The following is a 19739-nucleotide window of genomic DNA, read 5'->3' on the forward strand; positions in this document are numbered from 1 at the left end:
TGATCCATCAGGTGTCAGCTGGGTGTGGATTGTGCGCGCAGCGCTGCGGTCTCAGTCGAGCGATCCGTGCCATCCCGGGCACCGGCGGCGCTGCCCGGCTGCTGGGCAAGCGTCTTGATCGTCGCCTTCAGGCCGACGCACGCAGTGGCTGCCGACTGACCACATCGCGCGCCTGCACGATGGCCTCGATCAAGGCCTGCACCTGCTGCGGCGTATGCAGCGCGGACAGGGTCACACGCAGACGCGCCTTGCCTTCGGGCACGGTGGGCGGACGAATCGCGCCAACCAGGAAGCCGGCCTGTTCCAGCGCGGCGGACATCGCCATCACCGTGGCTTCTTCGCCGCACAGCAAGGGCTGGATCGGCGTATCCGAGGCCATCAGTTCGAAGCCGTGCCGGCGTGCGCCATCGCGGAAACTGCCGATCGACTCGACCAGCTTGGCGCGTCGCCAATCGTCGCGACGCGCCAGGCGCACCGCCGCCAGGGTTGCAGCGACCTGCGCCGGCGGCAACGCGGTGGTGTAGATGTAGGGGCGCGCGGTTTCGGCCAGATGGCGTACCAGCGCTTCATCGCCGACAACGACCGCGCCATAGCCACCGAGCGCCTTGCCCAGGGTCACCAACTGCAGCGGCACCTCGGCCACGCCCAGTCCGGCATCGGCCACGCAGCCGCGCCCCTGCGGGCCGAGCACGCCCACGCCGTGTGCGTCGTCGACATAGAACAGCGCCTGCTGCATGCGCGCCACCAGGCTCAACGCGCGCAGCGGGGCCACATCGCCATCCATGCTGAAGACGCCATCGCTGGCCAGCATCGCCGCGCCCTCGGGCGCGCCCTTGAGCTGACGCATCGCGCCTTCCACATCCAGGTGCGGATAGCGGCGCAGCCGGCAGCCGGCCAGGCGCGTGGCATCGAGCAGGCTGGCGTGGTTGAGCCGGTCCTGCACGCAGACATCGTCGTCCTCGCTGAGCAGGGCCTGCTGCACCGCCAGATTGGCGACAAAGCCGCTGCCGAACAGCAGGGCCGACGGATAACCCAGCCACTGCGCGATCTCGCGCTCCAGCGCTTCGTGCGCGGTGTGGTGGCCGCAGATCAGGTGCGAGGCGGTGGCGCCGGCGCCATCGCGCGCGGCGGCGTCCTGCAACGCAGCGACCACTTCGAACTGTTGCGACAGGCCCAGATAATCGTTGGAGCAGAAGCCGGTCAGCCAGCGGCCATCGATCTCCAGCCGCACGCCATCGCGCCGGCCCACCAGCCGCCGTACCCGCACCCGTTCCTGGGCCACACGCAAGGTGCGCAGCGACGAAATCCGTTCGTGCAGATCGGGGCGAGCCATGGGGGCGTTCAGCGGCAGAAAGGTGCGCTAGCGTAGCCTGCCGCGCACGGCGCGCCCAGCCGGCACCGACGATCGGTGCCGGGTGCTCGCTTCGCGGTCAGGCAGCGTGCTCGCAGGCCGTGCTACGGGTGATCTCCGCATGCACGGTGCCCGGGTGGTCATGGTCGGCGGTGTCGACGGTGATCTGCATCGGGCGCAGGCCCAGGCGCTGGAACAGGGCCTGGTCGCGTTCGGTGTCCGGGTTGCCGGTGGTCAGCAGTTTTTCGCCGTAGAAGATCGAGTTGGCACCGGCCAGGAAGCACAGCGCCTGCAGCTCGTCGCTCATTGCTTCGCGGCCGGCGGACAGGCGCACCATCGAATGCGGCATCGTGATGCGGGCCACGGCGATCATGCGCACGAATTCGAACGGATCCAGCTGCTGGGTGCCGTGCAACGGCGTGCCGGCAACCTGCACCAGCTGGTTGATCGGCACCGAGTCCGGGTGCGCCGGCAGCGTGGCCAGCGCCAGCAGCAGGCCGATGCGGTGCTCGCGGGTTTCGCCCATGCCGACGATACCGCCGCAGCAGGTCTTCAGGCCGACGTCGCGCACATGCTCCAGCGTGTTCAGGCGATCCTGATACTGGCGGGTGTGGATGATCGAGTCGTAGTAATCCGGCGCGGTGTCCAGATTGTGGTTGTAGTAGTCCAGCCCGGCGTCCTTGAGCGCGCGCGCCTGGCCGGCGTCGAGCATGCCGAGCGTGGCACAGGTCTCCAGCCCCATCGCCTTGACCTCGCGGATCATCGCCGCGACCTTGGGGATGTCGCGCTCCTTGGGCGAGCGCCAGGCCGCGCCCATGCAGAAGCGCGAGGCGCCGGCGGCCTTGGCTTGCCGCGCCTTGGCGACGACCTCTTCGGTCTCCATGAGCTTCTGCGCGGTCACGCCGGTGTCGTAGCGCTGCGCCTGCGGGCAGTACGCGCAGTCTTCCGGGCAGCCGCCGGTCTTGACTGACAGCAGCGTGGAGACCTGCACTTCCGCCGGATCGAAGTGTTCGCGATGCACGCTGGCGGCGCGGTGCAGCAGCTCCGGAAACGGCAGATCGAACAGCGCCTGCAGCTCATTGCGATCCCAGTCATGGCGTACGACAACAGACATCGGGGTTTCCTGACAGTCAGCGGCTTGGAAGCCAGGCAGTCTGGTGAGCATGCGAGAGGCTGTCAACTTCGATGAGGTGCATTCGGTTTACAGCTGGCCGCGACGGGTGTTGCGGCTGCTGCTGCCGAACGTGTGCCTGGTATGCGCCGAGGCCGGCACTGCCGACGGCGATCTCTGCCCGTGGTGCCGCGCAGCCTTGCCCGATCACGGGCGCGCCTGCCTGTGCTGCGCAACGCCGTTGTCCGCCTCCGATGAAGCGCTGCTGTGCGGGCAATGCCTGCAGCATCGGCCGCCGCTGCAGCACGTGCATGCGTGCTTCACCTATCGCTGGCCGGTGGATGGCCTGCTGCGACGTTTCAAGTTTCGTCAGGATCTGGCCGCCGGGCGTCTGCTCAGCGAGTTGATGGTCAAGGCGTGTGCGGGCCTGCCGCGTCCGCAGGCACTGGTGCCGGTGAGTCTGCATCGGCAGCGCCTGCGCCAGCGCGGTTACGACCAGGCGCTGGAGCTGGCCAGACCGCTCGGGCGCGCGCTGCGGTTGCCCTGCCTGCCCTTGCTGCGCCGGGTCCGCGCGACCGCGCCGCAGTCGGAGCTGGATGCGGCCGAGCGCCAGCGCAACCTGCGCGGCGCCTTCGTGGCGCGTGGCGCGTTGCCGGCGCATGTGGCATTGGTGGATGACGTGATGACCACCGGTGCGACGCTGCATGCGGCGGCGCAGGCCTTGCGTCGGGCCGGCGTGCAGCGGGTGGATGCGTGGGTGTGTGCGCGGGTGCCGTGAGGCTGGTGGGCCGCGGGTTGTGAGCTGCACCATGGGCTTCGCCCGTACCCTCACCCCGACCCTCTCCGCTGGGAGAGGGGCTTAAGCCGAGGTGGTTTGCCCGTCTGCGGGTCAGCGCATTGCCAGGGCGGCGGCGATGCCGACGAAGATCGCCAGGCCCACCCAGTTGTTGTGCAGGAAGGCACGGAAGCAGGGGCCGCGTTCGCGGTGGCGGGCAAGCCGGAATTCGTAGGCCACCAGCAGCGCGGCCACGCCCAGCCCTGCCAGGTACGCGATGCCGAGACCGGCACGCAGGCCGACCAGTGCCAGTGCCGCAAACATCGACGCATACAGCAGGCCCTGCGCGAGCAGGTCGAACCTGCCGAACAGGATGGCGGTGGACTTGCTGCCCATGCGGATGTCATCCTCGCGGTCGACCATGGCGTACCAGGTGTCATAGGCCGTCGCCCACAGGATGTTGGCCGCGTACAGCAGCCAGGCCAGCCATGGCACGCTGCCCTGCACCGCGGCGAACGCCATCGGGATGCCCCAGCCGAAGGCCATGCCCAGATAGACCTGGGGCAGGTGGGTATGGCGTTTGAGATAGGGGTAGCTGGCGGCCAGGAACACGCCCGGCACGCTCAGCGCCACGGTCAGCCAGTTGAGCGTGAGCACCAGCGCGAACGCCACCAGCATCAGCACCACGAACACCCACAGCGCCTCGCGCCCGGACACCGCACCGGTGGCCAGCGGACGCGACTTGGTGCGCTCTACATGCGGGTCCAGCCAGCGGTCGGCGTAGTCGTTGATCACGCAGCCTGCCGAGCGGGTCAACCAGACCCCGGCGGTGAACACGAACAGCGTCCACAGCGGCGGCAGGCCATCGGCAGCCAGCCACAATGCCCACCAGGTGGGCCACAGCAACAACAGGCTGCCGATCGGGCGATCGCCGCGGACCAGCTTCCAGTACTGCCCCAGTCGCTGCGGCCAGGTCAGCGCGGGCGCTGTCGGCAGCTGTTCAACACCATGCTTGCTCATGCTGCAAAGGGTAGCAGTGCGGCCTGGCCGCGGTCATGCGCTGGCCGGTGATCGCGCAGTGCATCGTCCGGGCTCCCAGGCGGCTGCCCGGTGCCGCGCCAGGCCGGGCAGGAGTGGGCGCAGCATCCGGGCGAGCCCAGGTCGGCAACGCAATGGTGCCCGGTCGTTCGGCAGGCCTGCGCTGCGGGGTCACGCGCGCGGCGGCGGTTCTGGCATAATGCCCGATCAGGCGCTCGTAGCTCAGCCGGATAGAGTAGTGGCTTCCGAAGCCATTGGTCGGGGGTTCGAATCCCTCCGGGCGCACCAGATGAACCATCCAGGGACATCCAAGAAAGTCCAAAACCCCTGAGAAATCAGGGGTTTTTGTTGCCCGCACGTCCTGTTGGGTCCACCCTGATCCATTGAAATCCAGGCTGATCGGGGGCATAGATGGGGGCACCAGCCCCCAGTGCGAATACGGATGCCCCCATGCCCCTGAGTGATGCTTCAGTACGTAGCGCGAAGCCCTCCAGCAAGCCCGTAAGACTGTTTGATGGCGGTGGCCTGTATGTCGAGATCTCGCCGACTGGTGCCAAACTCTGGCGATGGAAGTATCGATACGGCGGCAAGGAGAAGCGCTTGGCATTGGGGATGTATCCAGAGGTCAGCTTGGCAGAGGCGCGAGCGCAGCATCTGGAAGCACGCAAAGTCCTTCGGTCAGGCATCGACCCAGGTGAGAAGAGAAGGGTCGACAGGCTGGTTCGGGTGGATCGTTCTCAGCTGAGCTTTGCAGCTGTCGTGGCAGAACTCCTGGCCCTGCATGGCAAGAAGAATTCCGTCCTGACGATGAAACGCAATGGCAGGATCGTCGAGAAGGACCTCAACCCCTATCTGGGCGATAGGCCTATCGCTGAGATAACTGCGCCGGAACTTCTAGCTGTCCTGCGCAAGATAGAAACGCGCGGGGCCATTGAGACAGCTCATCGAGCTCGAGGTATTGCCAGTATGGTGTTTCGATATGCCATTACCGTAGGCAAGGCTGAGCGCGACCCGGCTGCCGATCTTTTTGGGGCGCTAGAGACCCCAAAGGTGCAGAATTTCGCCAGCCTGACGGAGCCTGCTGCGGTGGCGCCGCTGCTGAGGGCCTTGTGGGGGTACGAAGGAAGTCCCGTTGTGCGCGCTGCCCTAAAGCTGGCGCCCTTAGTCTTCGCGCGGCCAGGCGAGCTGCGGACAGCCAAGTGGGCAGACGTCGATCTTGAAGCTGGCGAGTGGCGTTACGTTGCCACTAAGACAGGTGTTCCCCACATTGTGCCGCTGGCCTCCCAAGCAGTTGATGTCCTTCGTGAGCTTCAGCCCATCACCAAAAGCAATGAGTTCGTGTTCCCTAGTCTCCATGGGAAGGGAAGGCCGATGAGCGATAGCACTATAAATGCTGCCCTGAGGCGGATGGGGTTCGACTCCAAGACGATGACCGGTCACGGGTTTCGTGCGATGGCTCGCACGATTCTGGATGAGGTGCTTGGCTTCCGCCCTGATTACATCGAACACCAGCTCGCGCATGCTGTGCGTGACCCAAACGGCAGGGCATACAACCGCACAGCTCATCTCACCGAGCGCCGAAAGTTGATGCAAGCGTGGGCCGACTATTTAGACGGTCTACGGATACAGCGGTAGGCAAGTTCAGATTTGGGCGGCGTCAGCCGTTTCTAGCAGAAAGCGCGTGTCAGATCTGCCCGCGCGTGTCGAGCCGTCTTGTCACCGTAACCGACGCTACATCGAGATGGCACACTGGACGTCCAAGGACGAATTTGCAGGCAAGACCTATGAAGGTAATCGATCGCTTGTTGCTGATCTCGCCGGTTGCCCTGGAGCGGCGAGGCTAGGTCCAGTCCAGTCGATGAGCCGGCGGCGGATGTATTGCGTGCTTCGCGCTTACTAAGAGTCACAGTAGTGATGCCAGAGGCGCAATTACACCTTTAGCATAATCAGGATTTCTCAGTTGACCTTGGGTCGTAATACCGGCATTGCGTTACTGGAGGCCACCCAAGCATCGGTGTTCAACAGTTTCGGGTAAGGAACTGACCACCCTCAAAGCGGATATTGAAGCTCTCGGGTTCGTGGGCGTACGCTACGATCGGCCGCTGCTCGGGATTCATGTAGTCGGCGTGCATGCCAAGGCCCGGGTAGCTCAGGCGAATTGCTGGGCCTTCCGGGTTGATTTCCACTGCAGTGAGGCGGGCGAGTGCACGGTTGGGCAGGACGAGCTTCCAGATGAAAAGGCCGCCAGACACAGCGGTCATAACTTCGTCGATGCAAGAGCCTCCGTATCAGGTGTTGATATGCAGGCTGCCGCACCGATTGAGGATCTATGCGCGAAGCAGGGAACAGGGTGGTTGACAGCTTCTTAACGTCCTCGGATGCTATGCCGTCACTTGAGCCCGCCGGCTCTTAGCAAGGATCGCTTTATGTCAGGGGGAAGTGCGTCGCTCTCGTTAGTCGAGGGCGGCTCGTCGGTGCAAGACCGACCGGATCTGGGACTGCAGGGGTTGGTCCTGCTGGCGCAATTTCATGGCGTTGCCGCCGACGCGGTGCAGTTGTCTCATGGGTTTGGCCGAGGCAGCGAGCCGTTCGACGAAACCACGTTGCTGCTGGCTGCCAAGCAATTGGGTCTTAAAGCCAAAGTCGTTTCCCAGCCGGCCGTACGGATCGGCATGGCCGCGTTACCGGCCTTGGCCCTGGTGCCGGATGGCGACGCCTTTATCGTTGCCAAGGTTGGCGCGGACCAGGTCCTGATCCACGATCTGGTCGAAAAACGGCCGCGCTCCATCTCGCCCGCCGAATTCGAAGCGCGTTACCGGGGGCGGTTGTTGCAGGTCGCGTCCCGGGCTTCGGTACTCGGCGACCTGGCCAAGTTCGACTTCAGCTGGTTCATTCCGGCAGTGGTCAAGTACCGCAAGTTGATGATCGAGGTTTTTATCGTCTCGTTCTTCATCCAGCTGTTCGCGCTGATCACGCCACTGTTCTATCAGGTGGTGATGGACAAGGTGCTGGTGCATAACGGCCTGACCACCCTGGATGTCATCGCGATCGGGCTGGTCTCGATGGCGGTGTTCGATGTGCTGCTATCGGGCCTGCGCACCTATGTTTTCGCACACACCACCAGCAAGATCGACGTGGAGTTGGGTGCGCGGCTGTTCCGGCATGTGCTGTCGCTGCCGTTGGCGTACTTCGAGTCGCGGCGGGTCGGGGACACCATCGCGCGTGTCCGCGAGCTGGAGAACATCCGCAACTTCCTGACCGGGCAGGCGCTCACCTCGGTACTGGACCTGTTCTTTACGGTGGTATTTCTATCGGTGATGTTCTGGTACAGCGGCTGGCTGACCTTGATCGTGGTGCTGTCCTTGCCGCTGTACGCCACGATCTCTGGACTGATCACCCCGGTGCTGCGCAAGCGCTTGAACGACAAGTTTGCGCGTGGCGCCGACAACCAATCGTTCTTGGTGGAGACGGTCAGCGGTATCGGCACGGTCAAGGCGATGGCTGTGGATCCGCGCGTGACCCGTACCTGGGACAACCAGCTGGCCGGCTATGTCAGCGCCGGTTTCAACGTCACCCGCATCGCCACCCTGGGACAGCAAGGTGTGCAACTGGTGCAGAAGCTCACCGCTGTGGCAGTGCTGTTCTGGGGCGCCAAGTTGGTGATGGAAGGCAAGCTGTCGATCGGCCAGTTGATCGCCTTCAATATGCTGTCGGGCCAGGTCACCGCACCGATCATCCGGCTGGCCCAGTTATGGCAAGACTTCCAGCAGGTCGGTATCTCGGTCGAGCGGCTGGGCGACATCCTCAATACCCGCACCGAGGTGCCGGGCAGCCGCCTGGCATTGCCGGCGATTCGTGGGCAGGTGACATTCGAGCGGGTCACGTTCCGCTATCGGCCGGATGCACCCGAGGTGCTCAACGGGATCGAGCTGGATATCCGCCCGGGCGAGATCATCGGCATCGTCGGCCGTTCCGGCTCCGGCAAGAGCACCTTGACCAAGCTGGTGCAGCGGCTCTACACGCCTGAGCGCGGGCGGGTATTGATCGATGGGCAGGATCTGGCGCTGGCAGATCCTGCATGGCTCCGCCGGCAGCTGGGCGTGGTGTTGCAGGAAAACTTCCTGTTCAACCGCAGCGTGCGCGAGAACATCGCCTTGACCGATCCCGGCATGCCGCTGGAGCGAGTGATCAACGCCGCCAAGCTGGCCGGCGCGCACGACTTCATCCTTGAATTGCCTGAGGGCTACGACACCAAGGTCGGCGAGCATGGCACCGGTCTTTCCGGTGGGCAGCGCCAGCGTATCGCGATCGCACGCGCACTGATCGGCGACCCACGCATCCTGATTCTCGACGAAGCCACCAGTGCGCTGGACTACGAGTCCGAACACGCGGTGATGAGCAACATGCGCACGATCTGCAAGGGCCGCACCGTGCTGATCATCGCCCATCGCCTGTCTACCGTACGGCAGGCCAACCGCATCGTCGTGGTGGAGAAGGGGCGCATTGTCGAGAGCGGCTCGCATGCCGAGCTGGTCGACCGTCCGGAAGGCCAGTACGCGCATCTATACAGACTGCAACAGGGGACACCATGAAGCACCTGCTCCAGGGATGGCGCGATTTCTTCCTCCGCTACCTCAAGATATTCAAATCGGCCTGGGCGGTGCGCCGCCAGCTCGACCCGCCCGAGCGCAGCGCCGATGAGCGTGCATTCCTGCCCGCACATCTTGAGCTGACCGAAACGCCGGTCTCGCCCACCGCACGTTGGACGATGCGCATCATCATCGGCTTCTTCTGTGTGGCGCTGCTGTGGGCATGCCTGGGCAAGCTCGACATCGTCGCGGTGGCACCCGGCAAGACCGTGGTCGATTCGCGAACCAAGGTGGTGCAGACCGCAGAGACGGCAGTCGTGCGCAGGATCCTGGTGCGCGACGGACAAGCGGTGAAGAAGGGCCAGTTGCTGGTCGAACTCGATGCCACCGCCACCGGTGCCGAATTTGCCCAGGCCGGCGATGCCCTGATCAATGCACGGCTCGCCGCGCTGCGTCAGGCCGCCCTGGCAACCGCCATCGCCACCGGGCAGCCACCGCAGCTGGGCGCGGCACCGGATCTACCCGCAGAGCGCGTCGCCAACGAGCAGCAACTGGTCAGTAGCCAATTCGATGCCTTCCAGGCCCGCCTGCATAACCTCCAAGCCAGCATCGCCCAACGTCAGGCCGAACTGCAGACCACCCAGGACGCCATCGCACCGCTGGCCGAATCCGCACGCATTTCCAAGGTGCGCGCGGAAGACTACGCCCGCCTTGTCGAAGGCAAGTACGTCGGCCGCCACGACTATCTGTTACGCGAACAGGAACGCATCGCCGCAGAAAGCCAGCTCGCCACCCAGCGTAATCGCCTGCAGGAAATACGCTCGGCCATCAGCGCAGCGCAAGAGGAATTGCGCGTGCTGGTTACCGACACACGCCAGCAAGCGCTGGACGCGCTGCGCCAAGCTAGCGAACAAGCCGGCCAACTGACCCAGGACGTTGCCAAGACCGGCCAGCGCGACAAGCTGATGGCCCTGCACGCGCCCGTGGACGGCACTATCCAGCAGCTGGCCGTGCACACCGTGGGCGGTGTGGTGACGCCCGCACAGCCGTTACTGGTCGTCGTGCCTGCCGAAGAAGCCTTGGAAGTAGAGGTCACCGTCCTGAACAAGGACATCGGCTTCATGCGTCCCGGCCAACCGGTCACCGTCAAGGTCGACAGTTTCCCCTATACCCGCTACGGCTACCTGACCGGCACGGTCGCCAGCGTCTCGCATGATGCCGCGCACGACGAAAAGCTGGGCCTGGTGTTTCCTGCACGCATCAAATTGAACGGCAGCACGCTGGCGATCGATGGGGTCAAGGTGCGGATGAGTGCCGGGATGAGCTTGAGTGCTGAGGTTAAAACTGGAAAGCGTCGGGTAATTGATTACTTGTTGAGTCCCCTGCGAATGCATGGCTCGGAATCTTTGAGAGAGAGATAACGCCAATGTGGGGGCGGCACCGGCGTAGTTATACTCGGGATTTTTTTCGTGGAAATATTTTTGCGGAACGGCCTTAAAAATTTCTACCGTCTACACCTGCTTACAAAAAGAGGTTGCCCAATGTCTGTAACAGCAGAAAAACCAGGAGCAGCTTGACCATGTCTGAAACGATAAGCGCGCACTGTCTGATACAAGCGCAAGCACTGCAAACGTGTCCGGAGCGTCGTGCTGCATACACGCACGTCCAGATAGGGGCTGTTATGCGTGGGTGTGTCCTATTGGTACTGTCGGTGCTCGCGGCCGCCTGCTCCAGGACCAGTCCGTCGGATAAAGCCAATCGGCCGGATCTGGTCGGCACTATCGGCCCCAACGTCATTCATGTGCCAGCACGGGATCTGCTCTTCTACGAATCTGAGCCGGGTACGAAGGAACTGAAAGGCAAATGTGAACGTCCATTGCGCAGTCTGGTCATCCGTTTGCGCTGGCCGGGCATGGAGCCACTTAATGAGAATAATGCCGAGGACTACCAAGTTCATCACCGGCAATCGGTCGGCGACTCCCAATGGATCGAAATTGGCATGACTCGCCTCACTCCTACCGAGAAGGTGACGCTTTCCGGAACGAGGGATTTCTTACTCTATCGAAAGCGGATCGCCTCCAGCTATCCGGATGGACTTCCACTCACTTATGGTTACTCCGCGGATGCAGGTCTGAAATTCGCACATCTGAGCACCCCCTTGCCTCACGAAGTTAATTCAATCGTGTACTCCGATCAAATTGAGAAGGGGCATGATTCAAATATATTAATCGACTGCACTCATGGTGCAAAATATGACCCGCCACGCTGGACGCCTTTATGTGATCAGTTGATCATTGAGCCAAGTTTCCCGCAAGTGAAATTTAGAGTTTCTTATCGCGCTAATCTCTTGCCGGAATGGCCGCAAATAACCTCCGCGGTCCATTCCTATCTACAGAAAGCGCGCGCCCAATGCCCTTCAAACAGGAAGTAAAGGAAATTAATCATGGTTGATGTGATGAATATGGAAGATCTCGATCAGGCCCGTGCACTATTAGACGCAGGGCGTATTGATGACATATATGCCTATATTGCGAAATTCGGTCATCGTTATTCCAGGCTGGCTAGCGGCGTAGCACGGGGCAACATGTTTTCGGGCCTATCAGCGCTTGAATTTTTGGAGGAGACTGCCAAGGCTGCAGGGACATCTGTCGACTCTGCTGGAATTCAAGAAGTAAGAAAGCAGATGGCTGGGGCGTTCCTGACACAATTATTCACGATCGCACAGAATGAAAATGGGATTGTGGAGCGAGAAATTACCGCGGACGAAGCATGGACTTTTCATAATCGCGTCTTCACCAGCCTAGGCCTCCCCACCGACTCCTGGACCATGAATACCCCATTCGAACTGCTGGACGAAGACCAGCGAAACGAACTGTGGGATGTTTTGCTTGAAAGCAATGGGCGTTGGCCCTTCGACAGCGCATCCGGAATCCGGCTGGCCCTGACTGTCTGGCAGAACAGCGACGGCAGCGGCAAGGCTGCCTCCTGGTTCGATCGGCTGGGCTATAACCCGGACATCTTCTCCGCCTGGTTGGCGCGCGTCGGTACCGAGAGTCTGGAAGACAACCCGCTGTCGTTACTTAATCCGTCTGCTGCGCTGGCCGAGTTCCTTGTCGCCATGGGGCTGGACAGCACTGACGGCGAGATCAACCAGGATCAGGTGCGCGAGTTCATGGCGGCGCTGAGCGCCCCCTTGCGCATCTTCACCGGCCCCGACAAGGGCGCCGCGGTCTATGGCAGCGTCCAGGACGACATGCTGGCCGGTACCGACATCGGCGACCTGCTGTACGGCATGGATGGGAGCGATACATTGGAGGGCCGCGCGGGCGACGATATCCTGGCCGGGGGAATCGGTAACGATGTGCTGCGTGGCGGCGTCGGCAACGACACGATATTCGGCGAGGACGGCAACGACATCCTTGATGGTGGCATCGGTAGCGACCGCCTGCGCGGCGGCGCAGGTACGGACACCTATGTGCTGTATGCGGGCGCGCCAGGCGATATCGACCGCATCACCGACGCCGACGGCATCGGCGTGCTGGAGATCGAAGGCAACAGCGGCTGGGCCGCCGGGTTGGTGGCAACCTCAGAGAACACTTGGGAAGCTGCGGACGGGTATATCCGCGTCACCGTGGCCTCGGCGGGCGACGGCAAGCAACTAGTGATCCGTCTAGGAACCTCGGGCGGTACCACGATTGTCGAAAACTGGACGCCCGGCACGTTCGGTATCGTGCTTCCTGGGTACCAACCGCCAAGCGATCCAACCGTTGGCACGGATCAATCCGACTATCTGAATCCCTACATCGACGCCCTTCCGAGCACGCCGGTCCATCTTGCCGGAGGTGCCGGGCGGGACATGATCCTGGGAACCTACAGCGATGGCGCCGATCTGCTGGAGGGTGGAGAGGGCAGCGACATCATCAATGCCAATGGCGGCAGTGACCTGATCCTTGCAGGCGGCGGTAATGATTTCGTTTCCGGTTTTGGCGACGAGGCGACCGCTTATGGCGGAAAGGGCGATGACGTCCTGAGCGCTAGGCATGCATTCGGCTTCAACTTCCGGGTGTCGCCAGAGCTGCCGATGGACGAAAGCACCGTCTGGCGCGACATCGAGTCGTACTTCAGCTGGCAGGGCGCCAAGCAGATGACGACTGATGAGACTGGGGGATTGGTGGGCTACGCCACTTTCACACTTGGAGGTGCTTTCGACTTCAGCGGTAGGTCAGGAGTCGCTGGCTGGACTTATCGTTTCCAACGGATCGACACATCTCGCTATTCCCTGCAGTACTTCAGCGCTGCTGAACCCGATGGTGTTACCGGTACAAACGGCGTGTTCGCGTTCGGGGGAGGCGTCGGTGACACTCATACCATCGGCGTTTCGCTCTACGGCGAGGAGGGAGACGACGTGCTGATCGGCGGTGCCGGCAGCGATCTGCTCGATGGCGGCACCGGCAACGACGTGATCTCCGGCGGCGCAGGGCAGGATGTGGTCTTTGGCGGCGATGGTAATGATCTGCTATCTGGCGGCACCGGTAACGACCGTCTGGACGGTGGCGAAGGTACGGATGAAATATATGGAGAGGCTGGCGCTGACGTGATTGACGGCGGCGCCGGCAATGACCTGCTCTGGGGTGACGGGCAGTCCGACCAACTCGCAGGTGGCGACGACATTTTGCGCGGAGGCGCGGGCAACGATCAGCTGGTTGGGCAGGATGGCGATGACATTCTTTCTGGTGGGGCCGACGACGATTTGCTAGCAGGCGGAACGGGTCAGGATCGCCTGCTCGGAGAGAGCGGCAACGACGAACTGCAGGGCGGAGATGGCGACGATCTGCTCGATGGCGGCGTCGGTGACGATGTACTGCACGGGCAGGCCGGCAAGGATGTGCTGTTTGGCGGCGACGGGGCGGACCAGATGGCTGGTGGCGATGACGATGACCGGCTCGATGGCGGATCCGGTGACGATCTCCTGCTGGGACAGCAGGGCAACGACGTTCTGCTCGGCGGCGCGGGATACGACGAGTTGCAAGGTGGCGAAGGCGACGACAGGCTCACTGGTGGTACCGGAAATGACCGCCTGTTCGGCGAAGCCGGCAGTGACATACTCGACGGTGGAGATGGCAACGACTTCTTGAATGGCGGCAGCGACAGCGACAAGCTCAGTGGTGGCGTCGGCGCGGATACTCTGAATGGCGGCGACGGCGACGACCTTCTGGATGGTGGCGACTCCAACGATATTCTCGACGGCGAGGCTGGCAACGATACGATCTACGGCGGGGCTGGCAACGACACCATCGATGGTGACGACGGCGACGATCTGATCCAGGCCGGCATCGGCGACGACAGTGTCTACGGTGGAGCAGGTAACGACGTCATCCACGCCGAGGACGGCAATGACAATGTCACCGCTGCGCAGGGCAATGACCTTGTTCACGGCGGAGCCGGCAATGATTATCTGGAGGGGAGCGAGGGGGACGATGTCCTCTCAGGCGACGAGGGCAACGATATCCTGCTCGGCGATGCTGGCAACGATACCCTCGATGGCGGCGACGGCCAGAACCAGTATCGTTTCCGCCGAGGATTCGGCACCGATACCGTGCTAGTGAAGCAGGGCAGCACCGATCTGCTGTACTTTCTCGATGGCATCACCGCAGACGAGCTGCTGTATGTACGCGAGGGACAGGATCTAGTCGTCTCGCTGGAGAGCGGCGAAAGCGTTCGCGTCGTCGGCTACTTCGCAGCCGCCACGGCGGTGCGGATCCAGACTGACGACTTCCAGATACTGACGCGTTCACAGCTCGATACCGGGATCATGTATGGAACACCGATCCGCGGCGGTACCGACGCGGACTCATTGACTGGCACCAAGGACAACGAACGCCTATATGGCCTGCACGGCAACGACACGATCGACGGAGGCGACGGCAACGACCTCATCGAAGGCGGGGCCGGCGATGACACGCTGACCGATGGACGCGGCGGCGACGTGCTGCTGGGCGGCGATGGCAACGACACCATCCATCTGGTAGCCGATGGCATGGCGGACGACGATTTGGTCGACGGTGGAAGCGGTGACGATACCTATGACGTGGCATTGGGGTCCGGTTACGACGTGATCGGCCGGCTCGATGCCGCCGATGCAGGGCGCGACGTGATCCGCATGATCGGGGTAAACTCCGACGCGATCACCAACTTCCAGATTAGCGGAACCACGCTGGGCGTCATGATCGCCAGCGGCGGTTGGTCCAACGCCAATGTTTCCAACGCATTGATGCTGGAGGGCTTCCTTTCCAACAATAATCACCGCATTGTTTTCGCCGATGGCGTGGAGTTCACCGCCGCCGACTTCGAGGCGCGTTGGTGGAGCGGCACCAGTGGCGACGACGTGCAAACCGGCACCTTCGCACCGGACTCCATGGATGGCGGTGCCGGCAACGACACCCTGTCCGGCATGGGTGGCAGCGACACGCTGCAGGGCGGGGACGGCGACGACATCCTGGATGGTGGTGAAGACAACGACACGTTGTACGACGGTGCGGGCGCTGACATCGTACGGGGAGGCGCGGGCAATGACCGGATCTATGTCAGCGTGGACAGTTCAATCGACCGCTTCGTTGGTGGCAGTGGCGACGACAGGTACTACTACAACCATACGTTCTACTCGTCCACTTGGAGGACAACCGTCAACTCCAGCGAGATCGAGGAGCTGGAAAACGGTGGCATCGACACGATCTACTCTAATTACCACGACGTGATCCTGGGTGCGAACATCGAGAACGCCGTGATCACGCCCTCCAACTATTGGTGGCCGGGTGCGCCCAACCGCATTACCGGCAATGCGCTGGACAATGTCATCCAGATAGTGATGAACAGCACGTCAGACACGCAGGAATACATTCTCGACGGTGCCGGAGGAAAGGACACACTAATCGGTGGCGCTACGCGCGACACCTATATCGTCGACGGCCTAGACGATGTGATCGTTGAGAACGGATTCTCGGATAGCAGCGACACCGTGCAGGCAAGCGTCGACTACTCGATCGAGGGCCGCCAGGAGCTTGAGAATCTGCGCCTGACCGGAAACGCCGTCCGCGGTACCGGCAACAGCGACAACAACATCATCGAAGGCCATCTAGTCGATGCGGTGAACCAGCTGGCTGGATTGGATGGCAACGATACCTACTTGATCACCCGGAAGGACCAAGTGATCGAACAAGCCGGCGGCGGCAACGATACGGTGATCATCGCCGGCTGGGATGAACTGACCTCGCAGGCGATGTGGGTTTCGGTAGCCGACTATGCGAACGTAGAGAATCTGCGTCTCTACAACATTGGTACTCAAGGTCCTAACGGCATCATCGGGCTGCGCGCCAATCTGCAGGGCGACCTTGGCGACAATGTGCTCACCGGCAACATGTATGCCAACGAGATCCGTGGTGGAGCCGGCAACGATACCATTCGCGGAAACCACTTCCTGGCAGAGTTCAATCTTGCCATCAGCAGCAACGAGGCCGACACGCTGTATGGCGAGGAGGGTGACGACACCATCCATGCGGCACTGTACGGCGCCGACATCTACGGTGGCCGCGGCAACGACGTGCTGTACGGCACGGTCGGGTTCAACGGCGACGGCAGGACCTACGGCACGCGCGCAGGAAGCGACAACTTCTTTTATGAAGCCGGCGACGGTACCGACCGCATCATTTCCGTCAACGGAAGTCGCGATACCGATCGGGTAATCTTCGGTGAGGGCATCATCGCCGAACAGGCGACCTGGACCCGTGACGGGTTCGATCTGATCGTCCAGCTTGGCACCGCTGCCGACGATCGCTTGATCATCGAAGGTTACTGGCGCGAAGACTGGAACAATCCCGGCGAGCTGGTGCTGGTGCGGACCATCGACGAGTTCGTGTTCGCCGACGGCACTATTCGCCGTGGCGATCTTGCGCAACTGCAGATCACCAACGATCCGCCGGTGGCCAATTGGTTCCAGTACGATGCCAGCCCTCGCACAGGCCAGGCTTTCAGCTTGGCGCTTCCTGCCGGCAGCTTCGTCGATGATGCAGACGACACGCTCACCTATGCGGTGGATGGGCCAGAATGGCTGCAGATCGATTCCGCCACCGGCACCATCAGCGGCACGCCGCCCTTGGGTTTGGAGTGGTTCGGCTTCAATCTGATCGCGACCGATCAACACGGCGCCTCAACCGCGATGTACCTGGAGTTGCGCACTGTCGCGGTGATCGAGGGAACCGCAGGTGACGACATTCTTGTCGGTACCTGGCAGCGTGAAGAACTGCTGGGGCTTGATGGCAACGATCGCCTCGCCGGCAATGGCGGCGACGATGTGCTGCGGGGTGGGGCGGGCGACGACACCTATGTCTTGGACAGTCAGGACATGACCACCATCGTCGAACTGGAGGGAGAAGGCACCGATACCGTCGAGAGCAGCCTCTCTGTCTATACCGCAGACGAGAACATCGAGCGCGTTGTATTGGTCGAGGGCAGCAGTGCCCAGGCGGCCTACGGACGCGACGGCCATCAGACCCTGATTGGCAACAGCCAGAACAATACGTTGGATGGCGGCAGCGGTGCCGACGACATGCGTGGCGGCGCGGGCAACGATAGCTATTATCTCGACGACGCCGGCGATACGGTGGTGGAGTTGTCAGCCCAGGGCACTGATACGGTCTACACCACGGTGTCTACCACGCTCTCAGCCAATGTCGAAAACGGCTATCTGGATGGACAAGGAAACCTGTCGCTGATCGGCAATGCATCGGCTAACCGGCTCTACGGTAATAGCGACAACAACGTGCTCGATGGTGGTCAAGGAAACGACATCATGGAAGGTTACGGCGGTGACGATACCTATTACGTCGATACCGACTCGGACCGGGTCACCGAGTCCAACAATGCGGGCATCGATACTGTCGTGCGCTCCGCTGGCTCGCAGGTGCAGTTGGCAGGCAACGTCGAGAATCTTCGCCTGACCGGCAGTGGGCAAGCAACCGGCAATGCGCTGGACAACCTCATCGAAGGCAGCGAAGCGGCCAATATCCTGCTTGGCCTTGCCGGTAACGACACGTTGAACGGACGCGGTGGTAACGATCAGCTGACCGGTGGCGCCGGCAATGACCGGCTGATTGGTGGTGCCGGCGACGACACCTATGTCATCGATGGCAGCTCTGGCAGCGACATCATCAACAACACCGGTGGCGGGAACGACACCTTGCTGGTGAATGGCGTGGCCAGCAGCCGGCTGTCGTTCAAGCGCGATGGCAACGACCTTCTGGTGCATATTGATGGTGCAACGATCGCTGCGGCGCGGGTTAGCGGCCACTTTCTGGGCGGGGATGCGGGCATGGATGTCGTGCAGGCTAGTAACGCACGCTATACCGCAACGCAGATCGCACAGCTGATCAACAGCAGCAGTCCCGACCGGACCATCAATGGCACCGCCTCCGGAGAGCAACTGACTGGCGGGACCGGTAGGGATCTGATCGACGGACTGGGCGGTAACGACACCTTGTTGGGCATGGGCGGCAACGATACCTTGCGAGGTGGCGCCGGCAACGACACCTTGTCCGGTGGCAGCGGCAATGGCACCGGCAGCGGTGATGACACGTTGGAGGGTGGCGCTGGCAACGACACACTGCGCGGTGAGGATGGCGATGACCTCATGCTGGGCGGCGCCAACGACGATACCTATGTATTCGGCAGCGGCCGCGATGTGATTGACAATACCGGAGGCGGTATCGACCGTCTGCAATTCCAGGATGGACAACCGGTCAGCAACCTACGATTCACCCGCGATGGGGATGACCTGGTGATTGCATTGGCCAGCGGTGCTAATAGCAGTGTGCGTGTGACCAAGCACTTCCTTGGCGGCGATTTCGCGTTGGATGTCCTACAGCCCGGTAGTGGCGCCCAGCTGGACACCGCAGCGATCAATGCCCGTGTGTCCAGCAGCGACGGCGAGGCCAATCCGGCCGACTATGCGCGCGTGCTGAGCGGTACCGCCGCGAACGATCAGCTGAGCGGCAATGCAAGCAAGGAACTGCTCCGCGGCTTGGCTGGCAACGACACCCTATTTGGCATGCTCGGTGACGACCGCATCGAAGGCGGTGATGGCGATGATTTTCTGTGGGGTGGCAGCAGTTCTTTCGGCGGATCGGGCAACGACATGCTCTACGGTGGCGCGGGCAACGACAGTCTCGTTGGCGAGGACGGCAACGACCCGCTGTTCGGTGGTACGGGTGACGATGTCTACACCTATCGTGAGGGCAATGGCGTGGACAACGTGAGTGTCGGTGGCGGCAGCGATTCCATCTTCATGGCTGGTATCGAGCGGACGCGTCTGAGCTTCCACCGCAACGGCGACGACCTGATCGTGCGAGTGGACGGCGACGCCAATCAGCAGGTGAGTGTGCTCAAGCACTTTCTGGGCAGCGACAACGCTTTGTGGATGATCCAGCCCGAGGATGGTGGGCACGGCATTTCAGCGTCGGAGTTCGAAACATTGCTGACACCGATGCAAATCGGCAATACGACGGCATCGGCTAGCCGCATCTCAGGCAGTGATCGTTTGATGGCTTCTGTGTCGACCGAGATGGTGGCCATTGACCAGACTGAGGATTCGCTTGCCACCACTGCGTTCCGACGTCCGATGCAGCGTGCAGTATTGGCCGAAGTCAATCAGTTGGTCGATGCAATGGGTGTGTTTCAAACTGGCGCCGCGAATCTCGACGTCGGCCTGGCGCTTGATGTGGAGGCTGGCATTCTGGGCGGAGCAAGATCTTGGTTGGCGCAAAATGCTAGTAGTCGTTATCAGATTCAGTAAATTGGCTGGGTCTTCGATGGCGTTTGGGAGGC

Annotated in this window: 10 protein-coding genes and 1 tRNA gene; 7 read left to right on the top strand and 4 right to left on the bottom strand. The window is 62.2% G+C overall.

Annotated elements, in window-relative coordinates:
- Positions 1–127: 127 nt before the first annotated feature.
- Together bioF and bioB are read right to left on the bottom strand one after the other, a co-directional pair.
- A complete protein-coding gene (bioF, locus tag CPBF1521_RS01985; protein ID WP_115675736.1) occupies positions 128–1333 on the bottom strand; it encodes an 8-amino-7-oxononanoate synthase in 1206 nt (401 codons plus the stop codon).
- Positions 1334–1430: 97 nt separating this feature from the next.
- Positions 1431–2465, bottom strand: a complete 1035-nt coding sequence (gene bioB / locus CPBF1521_RS01990; RefSeq protein ID WP_115675737.1) for a biotin synthase BioB — start codon at positions 2463–2465, stop codon at positions 1431–1433.
- 49 nt (positions 2466–2514) lie between these two features.
- Here bioB and CPBF1521_RS01995 point away from each other — a divergent pair, with 49 nt between their 5' ends.
- Positions 2515–3240: a ComF family protein gene (locus CPBF1521_RS01995; RefSeq protein ID WP_181901072.1), complete on the top strand. Its 726-nt coding sequence runs from the start codon at positions 2515–2517 to the stop codon at positions 3238–3240.
- Between the two features lie 111 nt (positions 3241–3351).
- On the opposite strand, the gene ubiA is transcribed toward CPBF1521_RS01995, so the two are convergent.
- A complete protein-coding gene (ubiA, locus tag CPBF1521_RS02000; protein ID WP_104649108.1) occupies positions 3352–4257 on the bottom strand; it encodes a 4-hydroxybenzoate octaprenyltransferase in 906 nt (301 codons plus the stop codon).
- A gap of 229 nt (positions 4258–4486) precedes the next feature.
- Between ubiA and CPBF1521_RS02005 the strand changes: the two genes are divergently transcribed.
- Both CPBF1521_RS02005 and CPBF1521_RS02010 read left to right on the top strand, forming a co-directional pair.
- Positions 4487–4563 (top strand) — tRNA-Arg (locus tag CPBF1521_RS02005).
- A 162-nt stretch (positions 4564–4725) separates the two neighbouring features.
- Positions 4726–5910 (top strand): tyrosine-type recombinase/integrase, encoded by a 1185-nt coding sequence (locus CPBF1521_RS02010; protein ID WP_115675739.1) that lies wholly within the window; start codon positions 4726–4728, stop codon positions 5908–5910.
- Positions 5911–6293: 383 nt separating this feature from the next.
- Here the strand turns inward: CPBF1521_RS02010 and CPBF1521_RS02015 are convergent, their stop codons facing one another.
- Positions 6294–6536, bottom strand: a complete 243-nt coding sequence (locus CPBF1521_RS02015) for a hypothetical protein (RefSeq protein ID WP_115675740.1) — start codon at positions 6534–6536, stop codon at positions 6294–6296.
- 165 nt (positions 6537–6701) lie between these two features.
- Here CPBF1521_RS02015 and CPBF1521_RS02020 point away from each other — a divergent pair, with 165 nt between their 5' ends.
- The 4 genes from CPBF1521_RS02020 (at position 6702) to CPBF1521_RS02035 (ending at position 19707) form a co-directional block, all read left to right on the top strand.
- On the top strand, positions 6702–8867 hold the full coding sequence (locus tag CPBF1521_RS02020) for a type I secretion system permease/ATPase (RefSeq protein ID WP_115675741.1): 2166 nt from the start codon (positions 6702–6704) through the stop codon (positions 8865–8867).
- Entirely contained in the window at positions 8864–10285 is a 1422-nt protein-coding gene (locus CPBF1521_RS02025; protein WP_115675742.1) for an HlyD family type I secretion periplasmic adaptor subunit, read from the top strand. Before CPBF1521_RS02020 ends, CPBF1521_RS02025 begins: the two co-directional genes overlap by 4 nt.
- 158 nt (positions 10286–10443) lie before the next feature.
- Positions 10444–11295, top strand: coding sequence for a hypothetical protein (locus CPBF1521_RS02030; protein WP_147295408.1), 852 nt, complete (start codon positions 10444–10446; stop codon positions 11293–11295).
- 12 nt (positions 11296–11307) lie between these two features.
- Complete coding sequence (locus CPBF1521_RS02035; RefSeq protein ID WP_115675744.1) at positions 11308–19707, top strand: putative Ig domain-containing protein; 8400 nt, start codon at positions 11308–11310, stop codon at positions 19705–19707.
- Positions 19708–19739 lie beyond the last annotated feature (32 nt).

Origin of the sequence: Xanthomonas euroxanthea, assembly GCF_900476395.1 — a bacterium.
GTDB classification, from domain to species: domain Bacteria; phylum Pseudomonadota; class Gammaproteobacteria; order Xanthomonadales; family Xanthomonadaceae; genus Xanthomonas; species Xanthomonas euroxanthea.